Consider the following 18,529-nt stretch of genomic DNA (forward strand, 5'->3'; position numbering starts at 1 on the left):
GCCCTGAGCCGCTCAGGGCGTAGACTCCGCGCTGCCTTCGTCCGTATCGAGGGGGCGCCAACAAGATCATAGGATCCGAATGTCGCAGCAAACCACCATCCGCAAGCTCGCCCAACTGGTCAACACGCCGGTGGAGAAACTGCTGGAACAGCTGGCCAAGGCCGGCATGAAGTTCAGCGGTCCCGACCAGGTCGTGACCAGTGCCGAGAAAGTGAAGCTGCTCGGTTTCCTTCGCCGTTCCCACGGCAAGGACGAGCAGGTCGCCGACGAGGCTGACGCCGCGCCGAAGAAGATCACCCTGAGCCGCCGCACGCAGCAGGAAGTGACGGTCAACGCCGGCCGCAGCAAGACCACGGTCAACGTCGAAGTGCGCCAGAAGCGCACCTACGTCAAGCCGGCCGCCGGCGCGCCGATGGATGCCGATGCCGAGCGCGCCGAGATCCTGCGCAAGCTCGAGGAGTCGCGCCAGCGCAACCTCGACGAGCAGCGCATGCTGGCCGAGAAGGACCGCGCGCGCGACGAGGAAATCGCCAGGCAGAAGGCGGCCGAGGAGGCCGAGCGGCTGCGTGCCGAAGCCGAGCGCAAGGCAGCCGAGGAGGCCGCGCAGGCCCCCCAGGCGCCGGCCCGCGCCGCCGAGGACGAGGACGAGGAGCCGGTGGTGAAGAACGTGCGCCATGCGCCGTCGCCGAGCCGTCCGCACGCCGTGCGCGACGATCGTGCCGCGCATGCCAAGCCGGGCAGCAAGTCGCGCGGCCCGCAGTCGTCCGACGACAACGGCGGCAACCGCTTCGGCGGCCAGCTGCACCTGTCGCCGTCCGACCGCGCCCGCCGCGGCGGCAACAACAGCAATTCCCGTGGCCGCCCGGGCGCACGCGCGCCGCAGGGCCGTCGTGGCGCCGAGCAGTCGCGCGGCGGTGGCGGCAGCCACGGCTTCGAGCGTCCGACCGCACCGGTGGTGCGCGAGGTCGCCATCGGCGACACCATCACCGTGGCCGATCTGGCGCAGAAGCTGGCGCTGAAGGGCGGCGAAGTGGTCAAGGCGCTGTTCAAGATGGGCGTCATGGCGACCATCACCCAGTCCATCGACCACGACACCGCGGCGCTGGTGACCGAAGAGCTCGGCCACAAGGTCGTGCGCGCCGGCAACAACGATGCCGAGGACGCGCTGCTGGCCATCACTGATTCCCACCAGGGCGACGCCGTGCCGCGTCCGCCGGTGGTTACCATCATGGGCCACGTCGACCACGGCAAGACCTCGCTGCTGGATTACATCCGCCGCACCAAGGTCGCCAACGGCGAGGCCGGCGGCATCACCCAGCACATCGGCGCGTACCACGTGGAAACGCCCAAGGGCGTGATCAGCTTCCTCGACACCCCCGGCCATGCCGCGTTCACCTCGATGCGTGCCCGTGGCGCGCAGCTGACCGACGTGGTGGTGGTGGTGGTGGCGGCCGACGACGGCGTCATGCCGCAGACCCGCGAAGCCATCCAGCACGCCCGTGCGGCCAATGCGCCGATCGTGGTGGCGATCAACAAGATCGACAAGTCGTCGGCCGATCCGATGCGGGTCAAGAACGAACTGCTCGCCGAGCAGGTCGTGGCCGAGGACTTCGGTGGCGACACGCAGATGGTCGAGATCTCGGCCAAGACCGGCCAGGGCATCGACGACCTGCTGGATGCGATTTCGCTGCAGGCCGAAGTGCTGGAGCTGAAGGCCGTGGCCGAAGGCCGCGCCAATGGCGTGGTCATCGAATCCTCGCTGGACAAGGGCCGTGGCCCGGTCGCGACGGTGCTGGTGCAGCAGGGTCAGCTCAAGAAGGGCGACTACCTGGTGTGCGGCATCCAGTACGGCCGCGTGCGTGCGCTGTTCGACGAAACCGGCCGCCAGGTGGCCGAGGCCGGCCCGTCGATCCCGGTGCAGGTGCTGGGCCTGTCCGGCGTGCCGGATGCGGGCGACGACTTCGTGGTCGTCGACGACGAACGCCTGGCCAAGGACGTGGCGCAGCAGCGCGAGACCAAGCGCCGCGAATCGCGCCTGGTCGCCAGTGCCGGCAGCCGCATGGAAGACATCATGGCGCAGATGGGCAAGGGCGAAGGCCAGCAGGTGCTGAACCTGCTGATCAAGGCCGACGTCCAGGGCTCCGTGCAGGCGCTGAGCCAGTCGCTGGTGGGCCTGTCCAACGACGAGATCCGGATCAACGTGATCCACTCCGGCGTGGGCGGCATCACCGAATCCGACGCCAACTCGGCGGTGGCCTCCAAGGCCACGGTCATCGGCTTCAACGTGCGTGCGGATGCTTCGGCCCGTCGCATCATCGAATCCAACGGCGTCGACCTGCGCTACTTCTCGATCATCTATGACGTGATCGACCAGGTGAAGCAGGTGGCTTCGGGCCTGCTGGGCGTGGAGATCCGCGAAGAGATCATCGGTATCGCCGAGGTCCGCGACGTGTTCCGCAGCTCCAAGTTCGGCGCGGTCGCCGGCTGCATGGTGGTCGAGGGCGTGGTCAAGCGGAACAAGCCGATCCGCGTGCTGCGCGACAGCGTGGTGGTGTTCGAGGGCGAACTGGAATCGCTGCGCCGCTTCAAGGAGAACGTGGACGAGGTCCGCAACGGTACCGAGTGCGGTATCGGCGTGAAGGCCTACAACGACGTCAAGGCGGGCGACCAGATCGAGTGCTTCGAGCGCATCGAAGTGCCGCGCACCCTGTAACGACGCAGTACCGGCCGGCCCGCGCGACGCGGGCCGGCCGCGTTTCCCCCGCAACAACCAGACGAGCGAGATTCCGTGCCCAAGACTTTCCACCGTACCGACCGAGTTTCCGCGCAGATCCGCCGTGATCTGGGCACGCTGGTGCATGCCGCCGTGCGTGAGCACGGGCTGCCGTCGGTCAGCGTTTCGGATGTGGAGGTCACCCGCGACATGGCCCATGCCAAGGTGTTCGTCACCGCGTTGATGCCGGAGCGTTCGCTCGAGGCGGTCAAGGGCCTGCGCGAGCTGGCCGGTGAACTGCGCATGGGCCTGGCCCGGGCGATGAAGCTGCGCCACGTGCCGGAACTGCACTTCCACTACGATGATTCGGTGGACCGCGGTGAGCGCATCGACAACCTGCTGCGCGACCTGCCGGATGTGCAGTCGGCGCAGTCCGGTGCTGGCGACGAGGAAGGCGAGAAAGCCTGAGCGTTCGCGCGCGTGTCTTCTCCCGGCGGGAAATGTTCGCCGGAGGGGGGGCGCGGGCGAAGCGGGCGACGGCGAACCGCGCAGCGCTTCCCGGCAAGGGTCGCCCGAGGCGAAAGCGGCTGATTCCACTCCCCGGCCCGGGATTACTTCGCTTTGCCCGTGCAAGGAAGATGTGATCCAGAGCGGCGCTTCGCAATTGCCGATGGCTGGCAAACACGCCCTGCCAGCGTGCCCGACGCGCTGCGCGCCGCGGGCCCACTCCGTCGATGGGATTTTCGCCGAGACGTCCCGGTTCCCTTCGAAAGCCGGCGCCATCCCTGCGTCCCGCCCCGCGGTTTCCCCGCTGGCTCCGTCGCCGCGGAAGGAAGCCCTAAGATCAAAGGCCGAAAGGCAACTGCAACCGCAGCAACAAGGCAGAGCAAGGCACCCCAATGCGTCCCCGTATCCAATTCCGCCGCCTGGACGGCATCGTCCTGCTCGACAAGCCCGCCGGCATGAGCTCCAACACCGCGCTGCAGGTGGCGCGGCGGCTGTTCCGTGCGGAGAAGGGCGGGCATACCGGCAGTCTCGATCCGCTGGCCACCGGGCTGCTGCCATTGTGCTTCGGCGAGGCGACCAAGATCGCCGGCCTGCTGCTGGGCTCGGCCAAGGCCTATGACGCGCAGATCGCGCTGGGCACGACCACCGACACCGACGATGCCGACGGCACCGTGTTGCGGCAGCGTCCGGTGCCGGCCCTCGACGCGCAGGCGCTGCGCCAGGCACTGGAGCCGCTGACCGGGCACATCCGCCAGCGCGCCCCGATCTACTCGGCGCTGAAGCAGGGCGGCGAGCCGCTGTACGTGAAGGCGCGCCGCGGCGACGCCATCGAGGCGCCGGAGCGGGATGTCCACGTGCAGTCGATCGAGATCCTGGAACAGCAACCTGAATGGCTGCGGCTGCGCGTGACCTGCGGCTCGGGCACCTATATCCGCAGCATCGCCCGCGACCTGGGCGAAGCGCTGGGCTGCGGCGCGCACATCACCGCACTGCGCCGGTTGTGGGTGGAGCCGTTCCTGACGCCGCGGATGATCGGCCTGGACGCGCTGCGCGGGCTGGCCGAAGCCGGGGACGACGCGGCCCTGCTGCAATGGCTGCTGCCGCTGGAGGCCGGGTTGAGCCATTTCGGCCGGGTCGAACTGGATGCCCCGCGCGCGCAGCGCTTCTGCATGGGCCAGCGCCTGCGCGACCCTGCGTGGCCGGGCGGGCTGGTGGCGGTGTTCGCGGATGACGGCAAGGCCCTGGGGCTGGGGCAGGTGGACGCGGCCGGCATGCTGGCGCCGCAGCGCCGTTTCAATCTCTGACCGGGTGCCCCCGGCGGGGTCGGATACAGGTTGCGCCTTGTGGCCGCAGGCGCGGATCGTTACAATTCTGCGGCCCTTTGCCGGGCACCGGTCCGCCGTCGGCGGGCCGAATTCCTTAAACGGCGAGCTGCGCGGTGCGTCAACAGCACGTTCCTGCCGGCCACGCATCCAGAGAAAACATCATGTCGATCGACACCCAGAAAGTTATTGAAGACAACAAGCGCGGCGCCAACGACACCGGTTCGCCGGAAGTCCAGGTGGCCCTGCTGACCGCCCGCATCGAGCAGCTGACCGAGCACTTCAAGCAGCACAAGAAGGATCACCACAGCCGCCGCGGCCTGCTGCAACTGGTCAACCGCCGCCGCAGCCTGCTCGACTACCTGAAGAAGAAGGACGTCGAGCGCTACAAGGGCCTGATCGAAAAGCTTGGCCTGCGTCGCTAAGCAACAATCCCCCCGCGGCGCAGCGATGCGCCGCGGTTTTGTTTTTGCAGTTCAGTAGCATTTCCAGGGCCGGAACAACCGGCCGCCCGCCGGTGACAAGGGTCGCCGACGGTCCATTCGCAGACAGCATCCCCAAGGACACCCTCCGTGGCAAAAATCACCAAAACCTTCCAGTACGGCAAGCACACCGTCACGCTTGAGACCGGCGAGATCGCCCGCCAGGCCAGCGGCGCCGTCATCGTCAAGATGGACGACACCGTGCTGCTGGTCACTGCCGTCGCCGCCAAGAGCGCGCGCGAAGGCCAGGACTTCTTCCCGCTGACCGTTGATTACCAGGAAAAGTTCTACGCCGGTGGCCGCATCCCGGGTGGCTTCTTCAAGCGCGAAGGCCGCGCCACGGAGAAGGAAACGCTGATCTCGCGCCTGATCGACCGTCCGATCCGTCCGCTGTTCCCGGAAGACTACAAGAACGAAGTGCAGATCATCGCCACGGTGATGTCGCTGAACCCGGAAGTGGACGGCGACATCCCGGCCCTGATCGGTGCCTCGGCGGCGCTGGCGCTGGCCGGCACTCCGTTCAAGGGCCCGATCGGCGCCGCCAAGGTCGGCTACAAGAACGGCGAGTACATCCTCAACCCGACCGTGTCGGAACTGAAGGAATCGCAGCTGGAACTGGTCGTGGCCGGTACCGCCAATGCCGTGCTGATGGTCGAGTCCGAGGCCGCGCTGCTGTCCGAGGACGTGATGCTGGGCGCCGTGACCTTCGGTCACCGCGAGATGCAGAAGGTCATCAACGCGATCAACGAGCTGACCGTCGAAGCCGGCACCAAGCCGAGCGACTGGGTCGCCCCGGCCAAGAACGAAGCGCTGATCTCGGCGCTCAAGGAAGCCGTCGGCAGCAAGCTGGCCGAAGCCTTCCAGGTGCGCGACAAGCTGCAGCGCCGCGACGCCATCGCCGCGATCAAGAAGGACGTGACCGAGCAGCTGGCCGGCCGCGTCGCCGCCGAGGGCTGGAACCCGGCCGAACTGGCCAAGGAGTTCGGCGAGCTCGAGTACCGCACCATGCGTGATTCGGTGCTGGACACCAAGGTCCGCATCGACGGCCGCGCCCTGGACACCGTGCGTCCGATCAGCGTGAAGGCCGGCGTGCTGCCGCGCACCCATGGTTCGTCGCTGTTCACCCGCGGCGAGACCCAGGCGATCGTGGTCACCACCCTGGGCACCGCCCGCGACGGCCAGATCATCGATGCCGTCTCCGGCGAGTACAAGGAAAACTTCCTGTTCCATTACAACTTCCCGCCGTACTCGGTGGGCGAGTGCGGCCGTTTCGGCGCGCCGAAGCGTCGCGAGATCGGCCACGGCCGCCTCGCCAAGCGCGGCGTGCTGGCGGTGATGCCGACCATCGAGGAATTCCCGTACACCATCCGCGTGGTGTCGGAGATCACCGAGTCCAACGGCTCCTCCTCGATGGCCTCGGTGTGCGGCTCCTCGCTGGCGCTGATGGATGCCGGCGTGCCGGTCAAGGCACCGGTGGCGGGCATCGCCATGGGCCTGGTGAAGGAAGACGACCGTTTCGTCGTGCTGAGCGACATCCTGGGTGACGAAGACCACCTGGGCGACATGGACTTCAAGGTCGCCGGTACTTCCGAAGGCGTGTCCGCGCTGCAGATGGACATCAAGATCGAAGGCATCACCGAAGAGATCATGAAGCAGGCGCTGGAGCAGGCCAAGGCCGGCCGTCTGCACATCCTCGGCGAGATGGCCAAGGCGCTGACCGCGCCGCGCGAAGAGCTGAGCGATTACGCGCCGCGCCTGCTGACCATCAAGATCCACCCGGACAAGATCCGCGAAGTGATCGGCAAGGGCGGTTCGGTGATCCAGGCGATCACCAAGGAAACCGGCACCCAGATCGACATCCAGGACGACGGCACCATCACCATCGCCTCGGTGAACAACGCCGCCGCGCAGGAAGCCAAGCGCCGCATCGAGCAGATCACGTCCGACGTCGAGCCGGGCCGCATCTACGAAGGCAAGGTCGCCAAGATCATGGACTTCGGCGCGTTCGTCACCATCCTGCCGGGCAAGGACGGCCTGGTGCACGTCTCGCAGATCTCCAGCGAGCGCGTCGAGAAGGTCGGCGACAAGCTGAAGGAAGGCGACGTGGTCAAGGTCAAGGTGCTGGAAGTGGACAAGCAGGGCCGCATCCGCCTGTCGATGAAGGCTGTCGAGGAAGGCGAGGGCACCCCGGCCGAGTAAGCCCGGGTACCTGTGCTGCATCCGGAAAGCGGGCCTATGGCCCGCTTTTCTTTTGCGCGGTCGCCGGCGCTGGCATTTCCCTGCACCGGCTGCCGCGGAGTGGCTGGAAGGAGACGCTGGCCATCACCGCGGCATTTCCCGCGCCGCGGGTGCGTGACCTGCCTACAGCGATGCTGCCGGCGCCCGGGCAGCATGGAGGCGGGTTGGCGGAAAGGGGCGGGCGATGCGGGAACGACCCGGCTTCGGCTTGGCCACGATGTGGCGATGGAAGGGCGGACCGGTGGCGTGCCCGTTGCTGGGCAAGGCCACCGCGGCCTGCTTCCTGGCCGGCATCGGCATGGTGCTGTGGATGCCGGCGCTGCCGCTTCCCTGGTTGCGCTGGGCCGCGCTGCTGGCCGGGTTGGTGCTCTGGGTGGGCAGCCGCGTGCCCTGGAGCGGTGCGTTGCTGGCCGGTGCCGGCTGGGCCGCGCTGCATGCCGGCTGGGCGCTGCAGGCGCAGTTGCCACCGGCGCTGGAGCGCGGCGTGGTTGCCATCGCCGGCACCGTGGTGTCGCTGCCCGAGGTAGAGCCCCGGCGGACACGTTTCCGCTTCCGGGTCGACGGCGACGCTGCCCAGCCTGACGCGGTGCGCGGGCGGCTGCTGCAACTGGCCTGGTATGACGATTTCGGCAGCGTGCGGCCCGGGCCACGGCTGGCCCTGGGTGCCGGCTCGCGCTGGCGCTTCCAGGTGCGGGTGCGCGCCCCGCGTGGGCTCGCCAATCCCGGTGGCGCCGATGCCGAGCGCAACGCACTGGCGCGACGGATCGTCGCCACAGGATGGGTGCTGAGGCGCGGTGCGCGGCAACTGGCGCCCCCGGCCGGAATCGATGCCTGGCGCGAACGCATCGCCGGGCGGATCGACGTGGCCATCGGTACTCCCGCCTCGCGCTATGTGCGGGCCCTTGCGGTCGGCGATACCCGGGCGCTGGACGATGGCGACTGGCACATGCTCCGTGCCACCGGCCTGACCCACCTGATCGCGATTTCCGGCTTTCACGTCGGCATGGTAGCGGGCTTCATCGCCGTGGCCGCATCCGCGGTGTGGTGGCTGTTGCCATGGTTGGGACGTTGCTGTCCCCGCTCCCATGCCGCGGCCGTCGCCGCGGTAGCCGGGGCCGCGGGCTACGCGGCGGTGGCTGGTTTCGCCCTGCCGACGGTGCGCACGGTGCTGATGGTGGCGGTGATCGCGCTGGCCAGGCTGGGGCGTCGCCCGGCCAGCGTGACCGGTGCGCTGGCGCTGGCCGCCCTGCTGGTGCTGGGCTGGGACCCGCTGGCGATGCTGACGGCCGGGTTTTGGTTGAGCTTCGCCGGCGTGGCTTGGCTGGCCGGGTGCCTGCCCGAGCGCCTGCACTGGTTGCGTGGCTTCCTGTCCGCCCAGGCGGTGGCCACCGTGGGGCTGCTGCCGCTCACCGCGGTGCTGTTCGACCAGGCATCGCTCGCCGGGCCGCTGGCGAATCTGCTGGCGATCCCGTGGTGGAGCCTGGTGGTAGTGCCACTGGCCCTGCTTGGAACGGGACTGGAGGCGGTGGTGCCCGGTGCCGGCAACTGGCCGTGGCGTGCATCGGCCTGGTGCTTCGAACTGAGCTGGCCAGCGCTGTCGTGGCTGGGGGGCAGCCGCTTCGCGTTGTGGTGGCTGCCCGAGGCCGCCGGCATGGCGCTGCCCCTGGCCCTGGCCGGTGCGGCGTGGCTGCTGCTCCCGCGCGCGGTTCCGGGCAAGGCGCTGGCGCTGCTGCTGTGGTTGCCATTGCTGTGGCCGGTACGCGAGCTTCCACGGCATGGCGAGGTGGAGCTGGTGCTGCTCGACGTGGGGCAGGGGTTGTCGGTCCTGGTACGCACCCGCGACCACCGCCTGCTCTATGACGCCGGGCCGGCGGTGCGCGATGGCTTCGACGCCGGCGAGCGGGTGGTGGTGCCGGCGCTGCGGGCGCTGGGGGTGAGCCGGCTCGATGCCGTGGTGGTCAGCCATGGCGACAACGACCATGCCGGCGGTGCCGAGGCCGTGCGCAGGGCGGTACCGGTCATGGACTGGCATGCTCCCCCGGGCATGCGCCCGGCGCTGGCGGCCCGCCACTGCGGCAAGGGCCTGCGCTGGCAGTGGGACGGCGTACAGTTCGAGTACCTGCATCCGCACACCGGCTTTCCCTACCTGGGCAACGAGTCCAGCTGCGTGCTCAGGGTCGGGTCGGCACATGGCGCGGTGCTGCTGGCGGGCGACATCGGCGAGGTCATCGAGAACGGACTGGTGCGGCGGCAGCGGCCGTCGCTGCGGGCCGAGGTGGTGGTGGCCCCTCACCATGGCAGCGCCGGCTCGTCGCTGCCGGGATTCGTATCGGCCACGCAGGCGCGCCTGGTGCTGGTGTCGGCCGGCCATGGCAACCGCTTTGGCCATCCCCGGGCGGAGGTGGTCGAGCGCTGGCGCGCGGCGGGAGCCGAGGTGCTGGCGACGCCCGCCAGTGGCGCAGTCAGGGTCTGGCTGGGGGCGCAGGGCCTGCAGGTGCGCGAGCGCCGGCAATGGCGGCGTCGCCTGTGGGATGCTGCTGGGCGGGCGCGGGCGGCTGTTATCCTATCGGAGGATGAAAACACGGCCGTCGTGCCGGAGGGTTGAAACGTGTGGGAACTGGTCAAGGCCGGCGGTTGGCCGATGGTGCCGCTGCTGCTGTTGGGCGTACTGGCTTTGGCGATTGTCCTGGAGCGCTTCTGGAGCCTGCGGCGTAACGAGGTGCTGCCGCCGGGGCTGGGGCAGGAAGTCCGCAACTGGGCGGCGCGCGGCAAGCTGGATGCTTCCCACATCGAATCGCTGCGCGCGAACTCGCCGCTCGGCGCGCTGCTGGCCGCGGCGCTGGAAGCCCGCAACCGTCCGCGCGACCAGATCCGCGAGCGCATCGAGGACACCGGTCGCCACCTGGTGCACCGGATGGGCCGCTATCTCAACGCGCTGGGCACCATCGCCTCGGCCGGCCCGCTGCTCGGCCTGCTGGGTACGGTGATCGGCATGATCCAGATGTTCCTGGGCATCCTCGACCATGGCGTGGGCGACGTGAACCAGCTGGCCGGCGGCATCGGCAAGGCGCTGGTATGCACCGCCACCGGCATGATCGTGGCGATCCCGGCGCTGATGTTCCACCGCTATTTCCGCGCGCGCGTCGACGGTTACGTGATCGAGATGGAGCACGAGGCCGGCGCGCTGCTGGATACCCTCGACGGCCGCCCGGCGGTGATGGCCGCCGCCAAGCCGGCCCCGCAGGCAGCGGCAGTGGCCAAGGCCTGACCCCGCATGCGCATCCGCAACGACCGGGCCCAGGAAGAGCCGCATATCGATCTGGTGCCGCTGATCGATGTGATCCTGGTGCTGATCATCTTCTTCGTGGTCACCACCACCTTCGACGCGCGCTCCACCCTGCAGGTGCAGCTGCCCACCGCCAGCGACCAGCGCAATGCCGAGCCGCCGCGCTCGCTCAGCGTGCTGGTCAACGCCGATGGCCGCTATTTCATCAACGACCGCGAGGTGCTGCGCACCGACGTGGAATCGGTGAAGCGGACCATCGTCCAGGTCGCCGGCGATGACCGCGGGCAGACCGTGCTGCTGCGCGCCGACGCGCGCACGCCGTACCAGGCCGTGGTGACGGTGCAGGATGCGCTGGGGCAGCTCGGCTTCCGCCGCATCGCCATCGCGACCGCGCCGGAGGTGCAGCGATGAGCACGAACGAGACCCCCTGGCAGACCTACCGGCGCCTGCTGGTTTTCGCACAGCCTTATCGCGGGCTGCTGATGATGGCCGCGCTGGGCATGCTGATCGAAGCGGCCGCCGGTGGCGGCTTCCTGATGCTCATGAGTCCGATCACCAACAACCTGGTGAACCCCAAGGACATCAACTGGTGGATGCCGCTGGCCATCATCGGCCTGTTCCTGCTGCGCGGCGTCGCCGGATACCTGACCGACATCGGCATGGGCAAGGCCGCGCGCAGCATCGCCCGCGACCTGCGCGTGCGCGTGCTGGGCAAGTACCTGCGCCTGCCCGGTTTGCAGTTCGACAACGAGCCGGTGCCGTCGATGCTGGTGCGGCTGGGCTCGGACAGCGACCAGGTGGCGCAGGCCGCGGTCGATGCGATGAAGGTGGTCCTGCAGCAGTCCCTGCAGGTGCTGGTCTCGCTGGCGGCGATGCTGTGGTACAGCTGGCAGGTGACGCTGGCGATCTTCGTGCTGGCGCCGCCGCTGGCATGGGTGATGAACAAGGTGGCCAAGCGCTACCGGCGCATCAGCCACCGCATCCAGGAGAGCGGGGCTGAGCTGCTGCAGGCCGCGGACCAGACCCTGTCCAGCCACCAGGAAGTGAAGATCTACGGTGCGCAGCGCAGCGAGCTGGACCGCTACGGCGCGCTGGCCGATACCAACCTGAAGCTGGCGATGAAGGTGGAAGCCACGCGCAGCATCTCCTCGGCCATGGTACAGCTGATCGGTGCGGTGGGCCTGGCGGCGCTGTTGTTGATCGCCGGGCACGAGGCCGCCGCAGGGCGCCTGTCGGTGGGCGACTTCGTCTCGATGATGCTGGCGATGATGACGATCATCCCCGCGCTCAAACAGCTGACCAACGTGCAGAACATGACCCAGCGCGGGATCGCCTCGGCGCAGCGCCTGTTCGTGGTGCTCGATGCCGCGGACGAGCCGGACACCGGCACGCGGGGCCTGCAGCGGGCCGAAGGGCTGCTGGAGTTCCGCGACGTCACCGCGCGCTACCCGGGGCAGGCGCGGCCGGCGATGGAAGGCGTCAGTTTCGTCGCGCGCCCGGGCACGGTGACCGCTATCGTCGGGCGTTCGGGCAGCGGCAAGTCCACCCTGATCAAGCTGATTCCGCGCTTCTACGAGCCCGAATCCGGGCAGATCCTGCTCGATGGCCACCCGGTGCAGGAATACCGCCTGGCCGACCTGCGCCGGCAGATCGCGCTGGTCGGCCAGCAGGTGGTGCTGTTCGATGGCAGCATCGCCCAGAACATCGCCTACGGCGAACTGCAGGACAGCAATGCCGAACGGCTGCAGCAGGCCATTGTCGGTGCCAATGCGCGTGAGTTCGTCGAGCAGCTGCCGCAGGGCGTGGACGCCCAGGTCGGGGCCAAGGGCGGGCGCCTGTCCGGCGGACAGCGCCAGCGCCTGGCGATCGCCCGCGCCATGCTCAAGGATGCGCCGATCCTGATCCTGGACGAAGCCACCGCGGCGCTGGACAACGAGTCCGAACGGCTGGTGCAGGATGCCCTGCAGCGGCTGATGCCCGACCGCACCACGCTGGTGATCGCGCACCGCCTGTCCACCATCGAACACGCCGACCAGGTGCTGGTGATGGACCAGGGGCGGATCGTCGAACGCGGTACCCACCAGGAGCTGTTGGCGCTGGGTGGACTTTACGAGCACCTCTACCGGATGCAGTTCCGGGAAAGGCAGGTCTGATGGCCGGCAAGGGAACGCAGACGCCGCCATGGTGGTATGACGGCGCCCCGGTGCCGTGGACGGCGCGCCTGCTGGCGCCGCTGTACGGCGCCGTCGCCGGCCTGCGCCGCGGGCTCTATCGCCGCGGCTGGCTGCGCAGCCGGCAGGTGCCGGTGCCGGTGATCGTGGTCGGCAACATCACCGCCGGTGGCACCGGCAAGACACCGTTGACCATCGCGCTGGTTGAGCGCCTGCGCGAGGCCGGCTGGAAGCCGGGCGTGGCCAGTCGCGGCTACGGCCGCGACGAGGCCGGCACCGCCCGCTGGGTCACCCCGGACCTGGCGCCCGGCCTGGGGGGCGACGAACCGGTGCTGATCGCCTGGAAGACCGGCGTACCGGTACGCGTGGACCGCGACCGCGTCGCCGCGGCCCGCGCACTGCTCGCGGCTGGCTGCGACGTGGTGGTCTGCGACGACGGCCTGCAGCATTACCGGCTGGCGCGCGACATCGAGATCGAAGTGGTCGACGCGCAGCGGCGCTACGGCAATGGCCTGCTGATGCCGGCCGGCCCCCTGCGCGAGCCGGCGGCACGGGCGCGCGACTGCGATTTCCGGGTGGTCAACCTGGGCCAGGCCAGCGACGCCGGACAGGTGCCGCCAGGGTCCGGGTTCGGCGAATGGACGATGCGCCTGCGCATCGACAGCGCCCGCCCGCTGCGTGGGGGGCGCGAACGCCCGCTGCATGGATTCTCCGGGCAACGGGTGCACGCCGTTGCCGGCATCGCGCATCCACAGCGCTTCTTCCAGATGCTGCGCGCGCGCGGCATCGGCGTGGTCCCGCATGCGTTCGCCGACCACCATCGCTACCAGGCATCGGACCTGTCCTTCGGCAGCGAGCTACCGGTGCTGATGACCGAGAAGGACGCGGTGAAGTGCAGGGCGTTCGCCACCGACTGGCACTACGCGGTGCCGTTGCAGGCCGAGTTGCCCGCGGCATTCTGGGTCGCGCTGCTGGACCGGCTGGGCAAGCTGGCGCGGGCGTAATGGCCACGCGGCGGGCGTGCCCGCCGGCAGTGTGTTGGAGGCTGCCGCGGGCCCGGCGTGCAAGGCAAATGCGAACCCGGTCGAAACCTGGTCACGCGGCCGTGCGTCGCGACGGTTCCAGCCTTTATCCTCACCGCGGATTTCCTTCCCCGCGTGGCCATGCGGCCATCGCGCGGTGAGGGACCGTCAAGTGTTGCCCGCAGCGGGCAAGGAGTGCAGATGAACGTGGTTCCTGAGTTCGTGGTGGCGATCCCGGCGCGTCATGCGTCCACCCGCCTGCCGGGCAAGCCGCTGGCCTTGCTGGCCGGGCAGCCGATGGTGGTGCACGTGGCGCGGCGCGCCCTGGCGGCCGGCGCGCGCGAGGTGTGGGTTGCGACCGACGACCGGCGGATCGCCGATGCGCTCGATGGCCTGGACGGCATATGCGTGGCGATGACCCGCGATGACCATGCCTCGGGCACGGACCGGCTGGCCGAATGCGCGCGCCACGCCGGCTGGGACGAGCAGGCCATCGTGGTCAACCTGCAGGGCGACGAGCCGTTCGCGCCGGCAGCGGGCATCCGCGCCGTGGCCGCGACGCTGGCGGCCAGCGGTGCGCCGATGGCGACCCTGGCCACCCCGGTGGAGGACGCCGCGACCCTGTTCGATCCCAATGTGGTCAAGCTGGTGCGGAACGCCCAGGGCGACGCGCTGTACTTCAGCCGCGCGCCGATCCCCTGGCACCGCGATGCCTTCGCCCGTTCCACGGCGCAGCTGCCGCAGGCGCAATGGCTGCGCCATATCGGCATCTACGGCTACCGCGCCGGTTTCCTGCAGCAGTTCGCGGCGATGGCGCCGGGCACGCTGGAGCAGATCGAATCGCTGGAGCAGCTGCGCGTGCTGGAGGCCGGCTTCCGCATCGCCGTTGCGCTGTCGCCCGAGCCGTTCCCGCCGGGCATCGATACCCCGGAAGATCTCGCGCGCGCGGCCGCGCTGCTGGAGACCGTGCGTTGAAGCTGCTGGTGGTGTGCCTGGGCAACATCTGCCGTTCGCCGATGGGCGAGGGCGCCCTGCGCGCGCGGATCGAGCGCTCGCCGCTGGCCGGGCGGGTGGAGGTGGACTCGGCCGGCACCGCCGGCTGGCACCGTGGCAAGGCGCCGGACCCGCGGGCGGTGGCCTGCGCCCGGCGCCACGGCGTGGATATTTCCGGGCTGCGTGCGCGCCAGCTGCAGTCCGACGACTTCCTGCGGTTCGACCACATCCTGTGCGCGGACCCGGACAACCTGGACGAGGCCCTGGCGCTGGCGCCCCCGCAGGCGCGCGGCAAGGCCGCGTTGCTGCTGCCCTGGGCCGGCATCACCCACGCCAGCACGGTCCCGGACCCCTACTACGGCGGCGATGCGGATTTCGAGCACAGCTGGTCGCTGCTGGAAGCGGCGGCCGAGGCGGTGGTCAGGCGCCTGTCGGCCCGGCCCGACTCCGGCATAATCGGCCCATGAACGCTCAGCCTGCGATGGATCTTCCCAAGTCCGGCATCTGGCTCAATGCGGCGCCGTCCACGTTGCAGGACCACGCTGGCCGTCCACTGGTGCTGGCCTTCGTCAATGCTGCCTCGGTCTGGTGCGTGCAGCGGCTGCTCGAAGTGCTGCAGTGGCAGGCCCGCAACCCCGGGCGCCTGCAACTGCTGGTGGTGCAGGTGCCGCGCTTCGATTTCGAGCGTGAACCGCAACCGGCGCTGAAGCTGCTGCGCCGGCACGGCGTCACCGCGCCGATCCTGCTGGACGCACAATGGGAGGCGTGGCGACGCTTCGGCATCGAGGCATGGCCGACCCTGCTGCTGCTCGATGCCCAGGGCCAGGAGCGCGAGCGCCTGGTGGGCGCGGCAGGCGACCTGGAGCGCAGCCTAAACGCCCTGTGCGAAGGGCTGGCGCAGCCACGTGACGAGGACCTGCGCCCGGTTGCGGAAACCAACGTGGAACCGCGCCTGCCGCTGCGCTTTCCCGCAGGCTTGGCGGCCAGCGCCGACCGGCTTTATGTCGCCGATACCGGCCATCACCGCATCCTCGAATGCACCCACGGCGGTCGCGTGCTGCGCCAGTTCGGCGTCGGCAGTGCGGACCTGGTGAACGGGCCGGCAGCCGATTGTGCATTCAACCGGCCGCATGGGCTGGCGCTCGAGCGCGAGGTGCTTTACGTCGCGGACACCGGCAACCACGCCGTGCGTCGCATCCACCTGCCGAGCGGGCAGGTCGACACCCTGTGCGGCACCGGGCGCGCCGGTGATCCGGTCGCCGGCGTGCTCTCGCAGCCCTGGGACAGCCCGCTGAACCACCCGCTGGACATCGCCATCGCCGACAACCAGCTGCACATCGCCATGGCCGGCGACAACCATGTCTGGAGTTATGACCTGGGCATCCGCTCGCTGCGCTGGCGTGCAGGCGCGGGCGCGGTGGAAGTGCGCGACGGCGGTGGCCACCTGGCGGCATTCGCCCAGCCCTGCAGCGTGGTGGCGGTGCAGCAGGTGCTGTACGTCTGCGACGCGCTGGGTTCGGCGATCCGTTCGGTGCAGCTGCGTGGTGATGTGGTGCAGACGCTGGTGGGGCAGGGGCCGTGGGAGTTCGGCAATGCCGACGGCTCGCGCGCCCGCGCGCACCTGCAGTATCCGCAGGCCATCGCGATGGGCAGCGAGTCGCCGCTGCTGTGGATCGCCGACGCCGGCAACGGGTGCCTGCGCATGCTGCGCCTGGGCGGTGGCGACCTGACCACGGTCAACCTGCCGCGGCGCCTGCACGGCCCGGCCGCGCTGGCGGTGGCCGCGGGCGCGGTATGGATCGCCGAGACCGATGCCCATGCGATCCTGCGTTTCGACCCGGTCAGCGGCGAACTGGGCCACGTGCCGATCGAGGAATGAGCGGCACGGCGACAAGCGGGTTCGACGGCAAGGCGTATGCGGCGGCGCTGAGCACGGCGCCGGGCGTCTACCGCATGTATGCGGCCGACGACACCCTGTTGTACGTCGGCAAGGCCGGCGCGCTGCGCAAGCGCGTGGGCAGCTACTTCAACGGCTCGCCGAAGAGCCGGCGCATCATGATGATGCTCTCGCAGGTGGCGCGGATGGACGTGACCGTCACCCGCACCGAGGCCGAGGCGCTGCTGCTGGAGAACCAGTTGATCAAGTCGCTGGCGCCGCGCTACAACGTCTCCCTGCGCGACGACAAGACCTATCCGCAGGTGCTGCTCACCCGCGAGCAATGGCCGCGCATCGCGCTGCATCGCGGCCCGCGCTCGATGCCCGGACGCTACTACGGCCCGTATCCGGGCGTGGGCGCCGTGCGCGAGACCCTGAACCTGATGCACAAGCTGTTCAAGCTGCGCAGCTGCGAGGACAGCGTGTTCCGCAACCGCTCGCGGCCGTGCCTGCAGTACCAGATCGGCCGCTGCAGCGCGCCCTGCGTGGAACTCGTGGCGCAGGCCGAGTACGACGAATCGGTGCGGCGCGCGGCGTTGTTCCTCGAAGGCCGCAGCGACCAGCTGGCCGACGAACTGATGCAGGCGATGCAGCAGGCCAGCGACGCCCTTGAGTTCGAGCGTGCCGCGCGCCTGCGCGACCTGGTCGCGTCGCTGCGCAGCATGCAGAACCGGCAGTACGTGGACGGCCGCGCCGCCGACCTGGACGTGCTGGCCTGCGCCATGCAGGGCGCAAGCGCCTGCGTGCTGCTGCTGGCCTTCCGCGATGGCCGCAACCTCGGCACGCGCGCCTTCTTCCCGCGTACCAACGGCGAGGACAGCGCCGAGGAAGTGCTGGCCGCGTTCGTGTCGCAGTACTACGCCGAGCATGCGCCGCCGCCGGAAGTGCTGCTGGACCGCGAGATTCCCGATGCCGAGATGATCGAAGCGGCGCTGGCCACGGCTGCCGAGCGCAAGGTCGTGCTGAAGTGGAACGTGCGCGGCGAGCGTGCCGGTTACATCGAACTCGCCAGCCGCAACGCGCAGATCAGTCTGGTCAGCGAACTGGACAGCCGCGGCGCGCAGCATGCGCGCAGCGAGGCGGTGCGGCAGATGCTGGGCTTGGCCGAACCGGTCCGGCGCGTGGAGTGTTTCGATATCAGCCACACCATGGGCGAGGCCACGGTGGCGTCCTGCGTGGTGTTCGACGCGGCCGGCCCGGTGCGCGCGCAGTACCGGCGCTACAACATCAGCGGCATCGAGCCCGGCGACGATTATGCGGCGATGCGCCAGGCCATCGACCGCAGGTTCCGGCGCGCGCTGGAGATGGAGCAGATGCAGGCGGCAGATGCCGACTCCGGCGACGGCAGGCGTCCCCGCGCCACGCCGCGCAGCGGCGACCTGCCGGCATTGCCGGACGTGCTGCTGATCGATGGCGGCGCCGGGCAGCTGGCGCAGGCGCAGGCCGCGCTGGCCGACCTTGGTGTCGAGGGCGTGCTGCTGGTGGGGGTCGCCAAGGGCGTCGAGCGTCGCGCCGGCCACGAGGCGCTGGTGTTGCCCGATGGGCGCGAGATCCGCCCGGGCGCGGCATCGCCGGCGCTGCAGTTCATCCAGCAGGTGCGTGACGAAGCGCACCGTTTCGCGATCACCGGGCACCGTGGACGCCGGCAGAAGGCGCGCATGACCAGCCGGCTGGAGGATATTCCCGGCATCGGTCCGCGACGCCGCGCCAGCCTGCTCAAGCATTTCGGTGGACTGGCCGGCCTGAAAGCGGCCGGTGAGGCCGAGATCGCGCGCGTGGAAGGCATCAATGCCGCCCTTGCAACGCGCATCTACGCTAACCTTCACGGACTGTCGATCCCGGATCCGGCAGCGGAGTAA

Annotated in this window: 13 protein-coding genes and 1 pseudogene; all 14 read left to right on the forward strand. The window is 69.7% G+C overall.

Features of this window, described 5'->3' with window-relative positions; genetic code table 11:
• The first annotated feature begins 79 nt into the window (after positions 1-79).
• The 14 genes and pseudogenes from infB (at position 80) to uvrC (ending at position 18,529) form a co-directional block, all read left to right on the forward strand.
• Positions 80-2,713 carry a translation initiation factor IF-2 gene (gene infB / locus QQA12_RS06855; protein WP_056930788.1) on the forward strand — a complete coding sequence of 878 codons (2,634 nt, stop codon included), beginning with the start codon at positions 80-82 and terminating at the stop codon, positions 2,711-2,713.
• A gap of 75 nt (positions 2,714-2,788) precedes the next feature.
• Positions 2,789-3,181 (forward strand): 30S ribosome-binding factor RbfA, encoded by a 393-nt coding sequence (gene rbfA / locus QQA12_RS06860; RefSeq protein WP_054664889.1) that lies wholly within the window; start codon positions 2,789-2,791, stop codon positions 3,179-3,181.
• A 431-nt stretch (positions 3,182-3,612) separates the two neighbouring features.
• The gene (truB, locus tag QQA12_RS06865) at positions 3,613-4,524 is read left to right on the forward strand and encodes a tRNA pseudouridine(55) synthase TruB (protein WP_226050291.1); all 912 of its coding nucleotides are present in this window, start codon (positions 3,613-3,615) and stop codon (positions 4,522-4,524) included.
• Positions 4,525-4,706: 182 nt separating this feature from the next.
• Positions 4,707-4,967, forward strand: a complete 261-nt coding sequence (gene rpsO / locus QQA12_RS06870; RefSeq protein ID WP_054664895.1) for a 30S ribosomal protein S15 — start codon at positions 4,707-4,709, stop codon at positions 4,965-4,967.
• Positions 4,968-5,114: 147 nt separating this feature from the next.
• A complete protein-coding gene (pnp, locus tag QQA12_RS06875) occupies positions 5,115-7,223 on the forward strand; it encodes a polyribonucleotide nucleotidyltransferase (protein ID WP_054664898.1) in 2,109 nt (702 codons plus the stop codon).
• Between the two features lie 337 nt (positions 7,224-7,560).
• Positions 7,561-9,977: pseudogene (locus tag QQA12_RS06880) on the forward strand (DNA internalization-related competence protein ComEC/Rec2).
• Positions 9,871-10,530 (forward strand): MotA/TolQ/ExbB proton channel family protein, encoded by a 660-nt coding sequence (locus tag QQA12_RS06885; protein ID WP_056930785.1) that lies wholly within the window; start codon positions 9,871-9,873, stop codon positions 10,528-10,530. Before QQA12_RS06880 ends, QQA12_RS06885 begins: the two are co-directional and overlap by 107 nt.
• Positions 10,531-10,536: 6 nt before the next feature.
• On the forward strand, positions 10,537-10,959 hold the full coding sequence (locus QQA12_RS06890) for a biopolymer transporter ExbD (protein ID WP_054664904.1): 423 nt from the start codon (positions 10,537-10,539) through the stop codon (positions 10,957-10,959).
• Positions 10,956-12,701, forward strand: a complete 1,746-nt coding sequence (msbA, locus tag QQA12_RS06895; protein ID WP_056930784.1) for a lipid A export permease/ATP-binding protein MsbA — start codon at positions 10,956-10,958, stop codon at positions 12,699-12,701. The genes QQA12_RS06890 and msbA overlap by 4 nt, the downstream gene beginning before the upstream one ends.
• Complete coding sequence (gene lpxK, locus QQA12_RS06900; RefSeq protein ID WP_056930783.1) at positions 12,701-13,723, forward strand: tetraacyldisaccharide 4'-kinase; 1,023 nt, start codon at positions 12,701-12,703, stop codon at positions 13,721-13,723. The genes msbA and lpxK overlap by 1 nt, the downstream gene beginning before the upstream one ends.
• A 219-nt stretch (positions 13,724-13,942) precedes the next feature.
• On the forward strand, positions 13,943-14,716 hold the full coding sequence (gene kdsB, locus QQA12_RS06905) for a 3-deoxy-manno-octulosonate cytidylyltransferase (RefSeq protein ID WP_054664914.1): 774 nt from the start codon (positions 13,943-13,945) through the stop codon (positions 14,714-14,716).
• Positions 14,713-15,201 carry a low molecular weight protein-tyrosine-phosphatase gene (locus QQA12_RS06910; RefSeq protein ID WP_054664917.1) on the forward strand — a complete coding sequence of 163 codons (489 nt, stop codon included), beginning with the start codon at positions 14,713-14,715 and terminating at the stop codon, positions 15,199-15,201. The genes kdsB and QQA12_RS06910 overlap by 4 nt, the downstream gene beginning before the upstream one ends.
• Positions 15,198-16,613: a hypothetical protein gene (locus tag QQA12_RS06915; protein ID WP_056930781.1), complete on the forward strand. Its 1,416-nt coding sequence runs from the start codon at positions 15,198-15,200 to the stop codon at positions 16,611-16,613. Before QQA12_RS06910 ends, QQA12_RS06915 begins: the two co-directional genes overlap by 4 nt.
• Entirely contained in the window at positions 16,610-18,529 is a 1,920-nt protein-coding gene (gene uvrC / locus QQA12_RS06920) for an excinuclease ABC subunit UvrC (protein ID WP_226050292.1), read from the forward strand. Before QQA12_RS06915 ends, uvrC begins: the two co-directional genes overlap by 4 nt.

Origin of the sequence: Stenotrophomonas sp. 17(2023) (assembly GCF_030345315.1) — a bacterium.
Classification (GTDB): domain Bacteria; phylum Pseudomonadota; class Gammaproteobacteria; order Xanthomonadales; family Xanthomonadaceae; genus Stenotrophomonas; species Stenotrophomonas acidaminiphila.

Excerpts from the sequence above, each read along its gene's own strand:
- truB (WP_226050291.1), top strand. The coding sequence starts at position 3,613 with ATGCGTCCCCGTATCCAATTCCGCCGCCTGGACGGCATCGTCCTGCTC.
- infB (WP_056930788.1), top strand. The coding sequence starts at position 80 with ATGTCGCAGCAAACCACCATCCGCAAGCTCGCCCAACTGGTCAACACG.
- kdsB (WP_054664914.1), top strand. The coding sequence starts at position 13,943 with ATGAACGTGGTTCCTGAGTTCGTGGTGGCGATCCCGGCGCGTCATGCG.
- QQA12_RS06890 (WP_054664904.1), top strand. The coding sequence starts at position 10,537 with ATGCGCATCCGCAACGACCGGGCCCAGGAAGAGCCGCATATCGATCTG.
- lpxK (WP_056930783.1), top strand. The coding sequence starts at position 12,701 with ATGGCCGGCAAGGGAACGCAGACGCCGCCATGGTGGTATGACGGCGCC.
- QQA12_RS06915 (WP_056930781.1), top strand. The coding sequence starts at position 15,198 with ATGAACGCTCAGCCTGCGATGGATCTTCCCAAGTCCGGCATCTGGCTC.
- rpsO (WP_054664895.1), top strand. The coding sequence starts at position 4,707 with ATGTCGATCGACACCCAGAAAGTTATTGAAGACAACAAGCGCGGCGCC.
- msbA (WP_056930784.1), top strand. The coding sequence starts at position 10,956 with ATGAGCACGAACGAGACCCCCTGGCAGACCTACCGGCGCCTGCTGGTT.
- uvrC (WP_226050292.1), top strand. The coding sequence starts at position 16,610 with ATGAGCGGCACGGCGACAAGCGGGTTCGACGGCAAGGCGTATGCGGCG.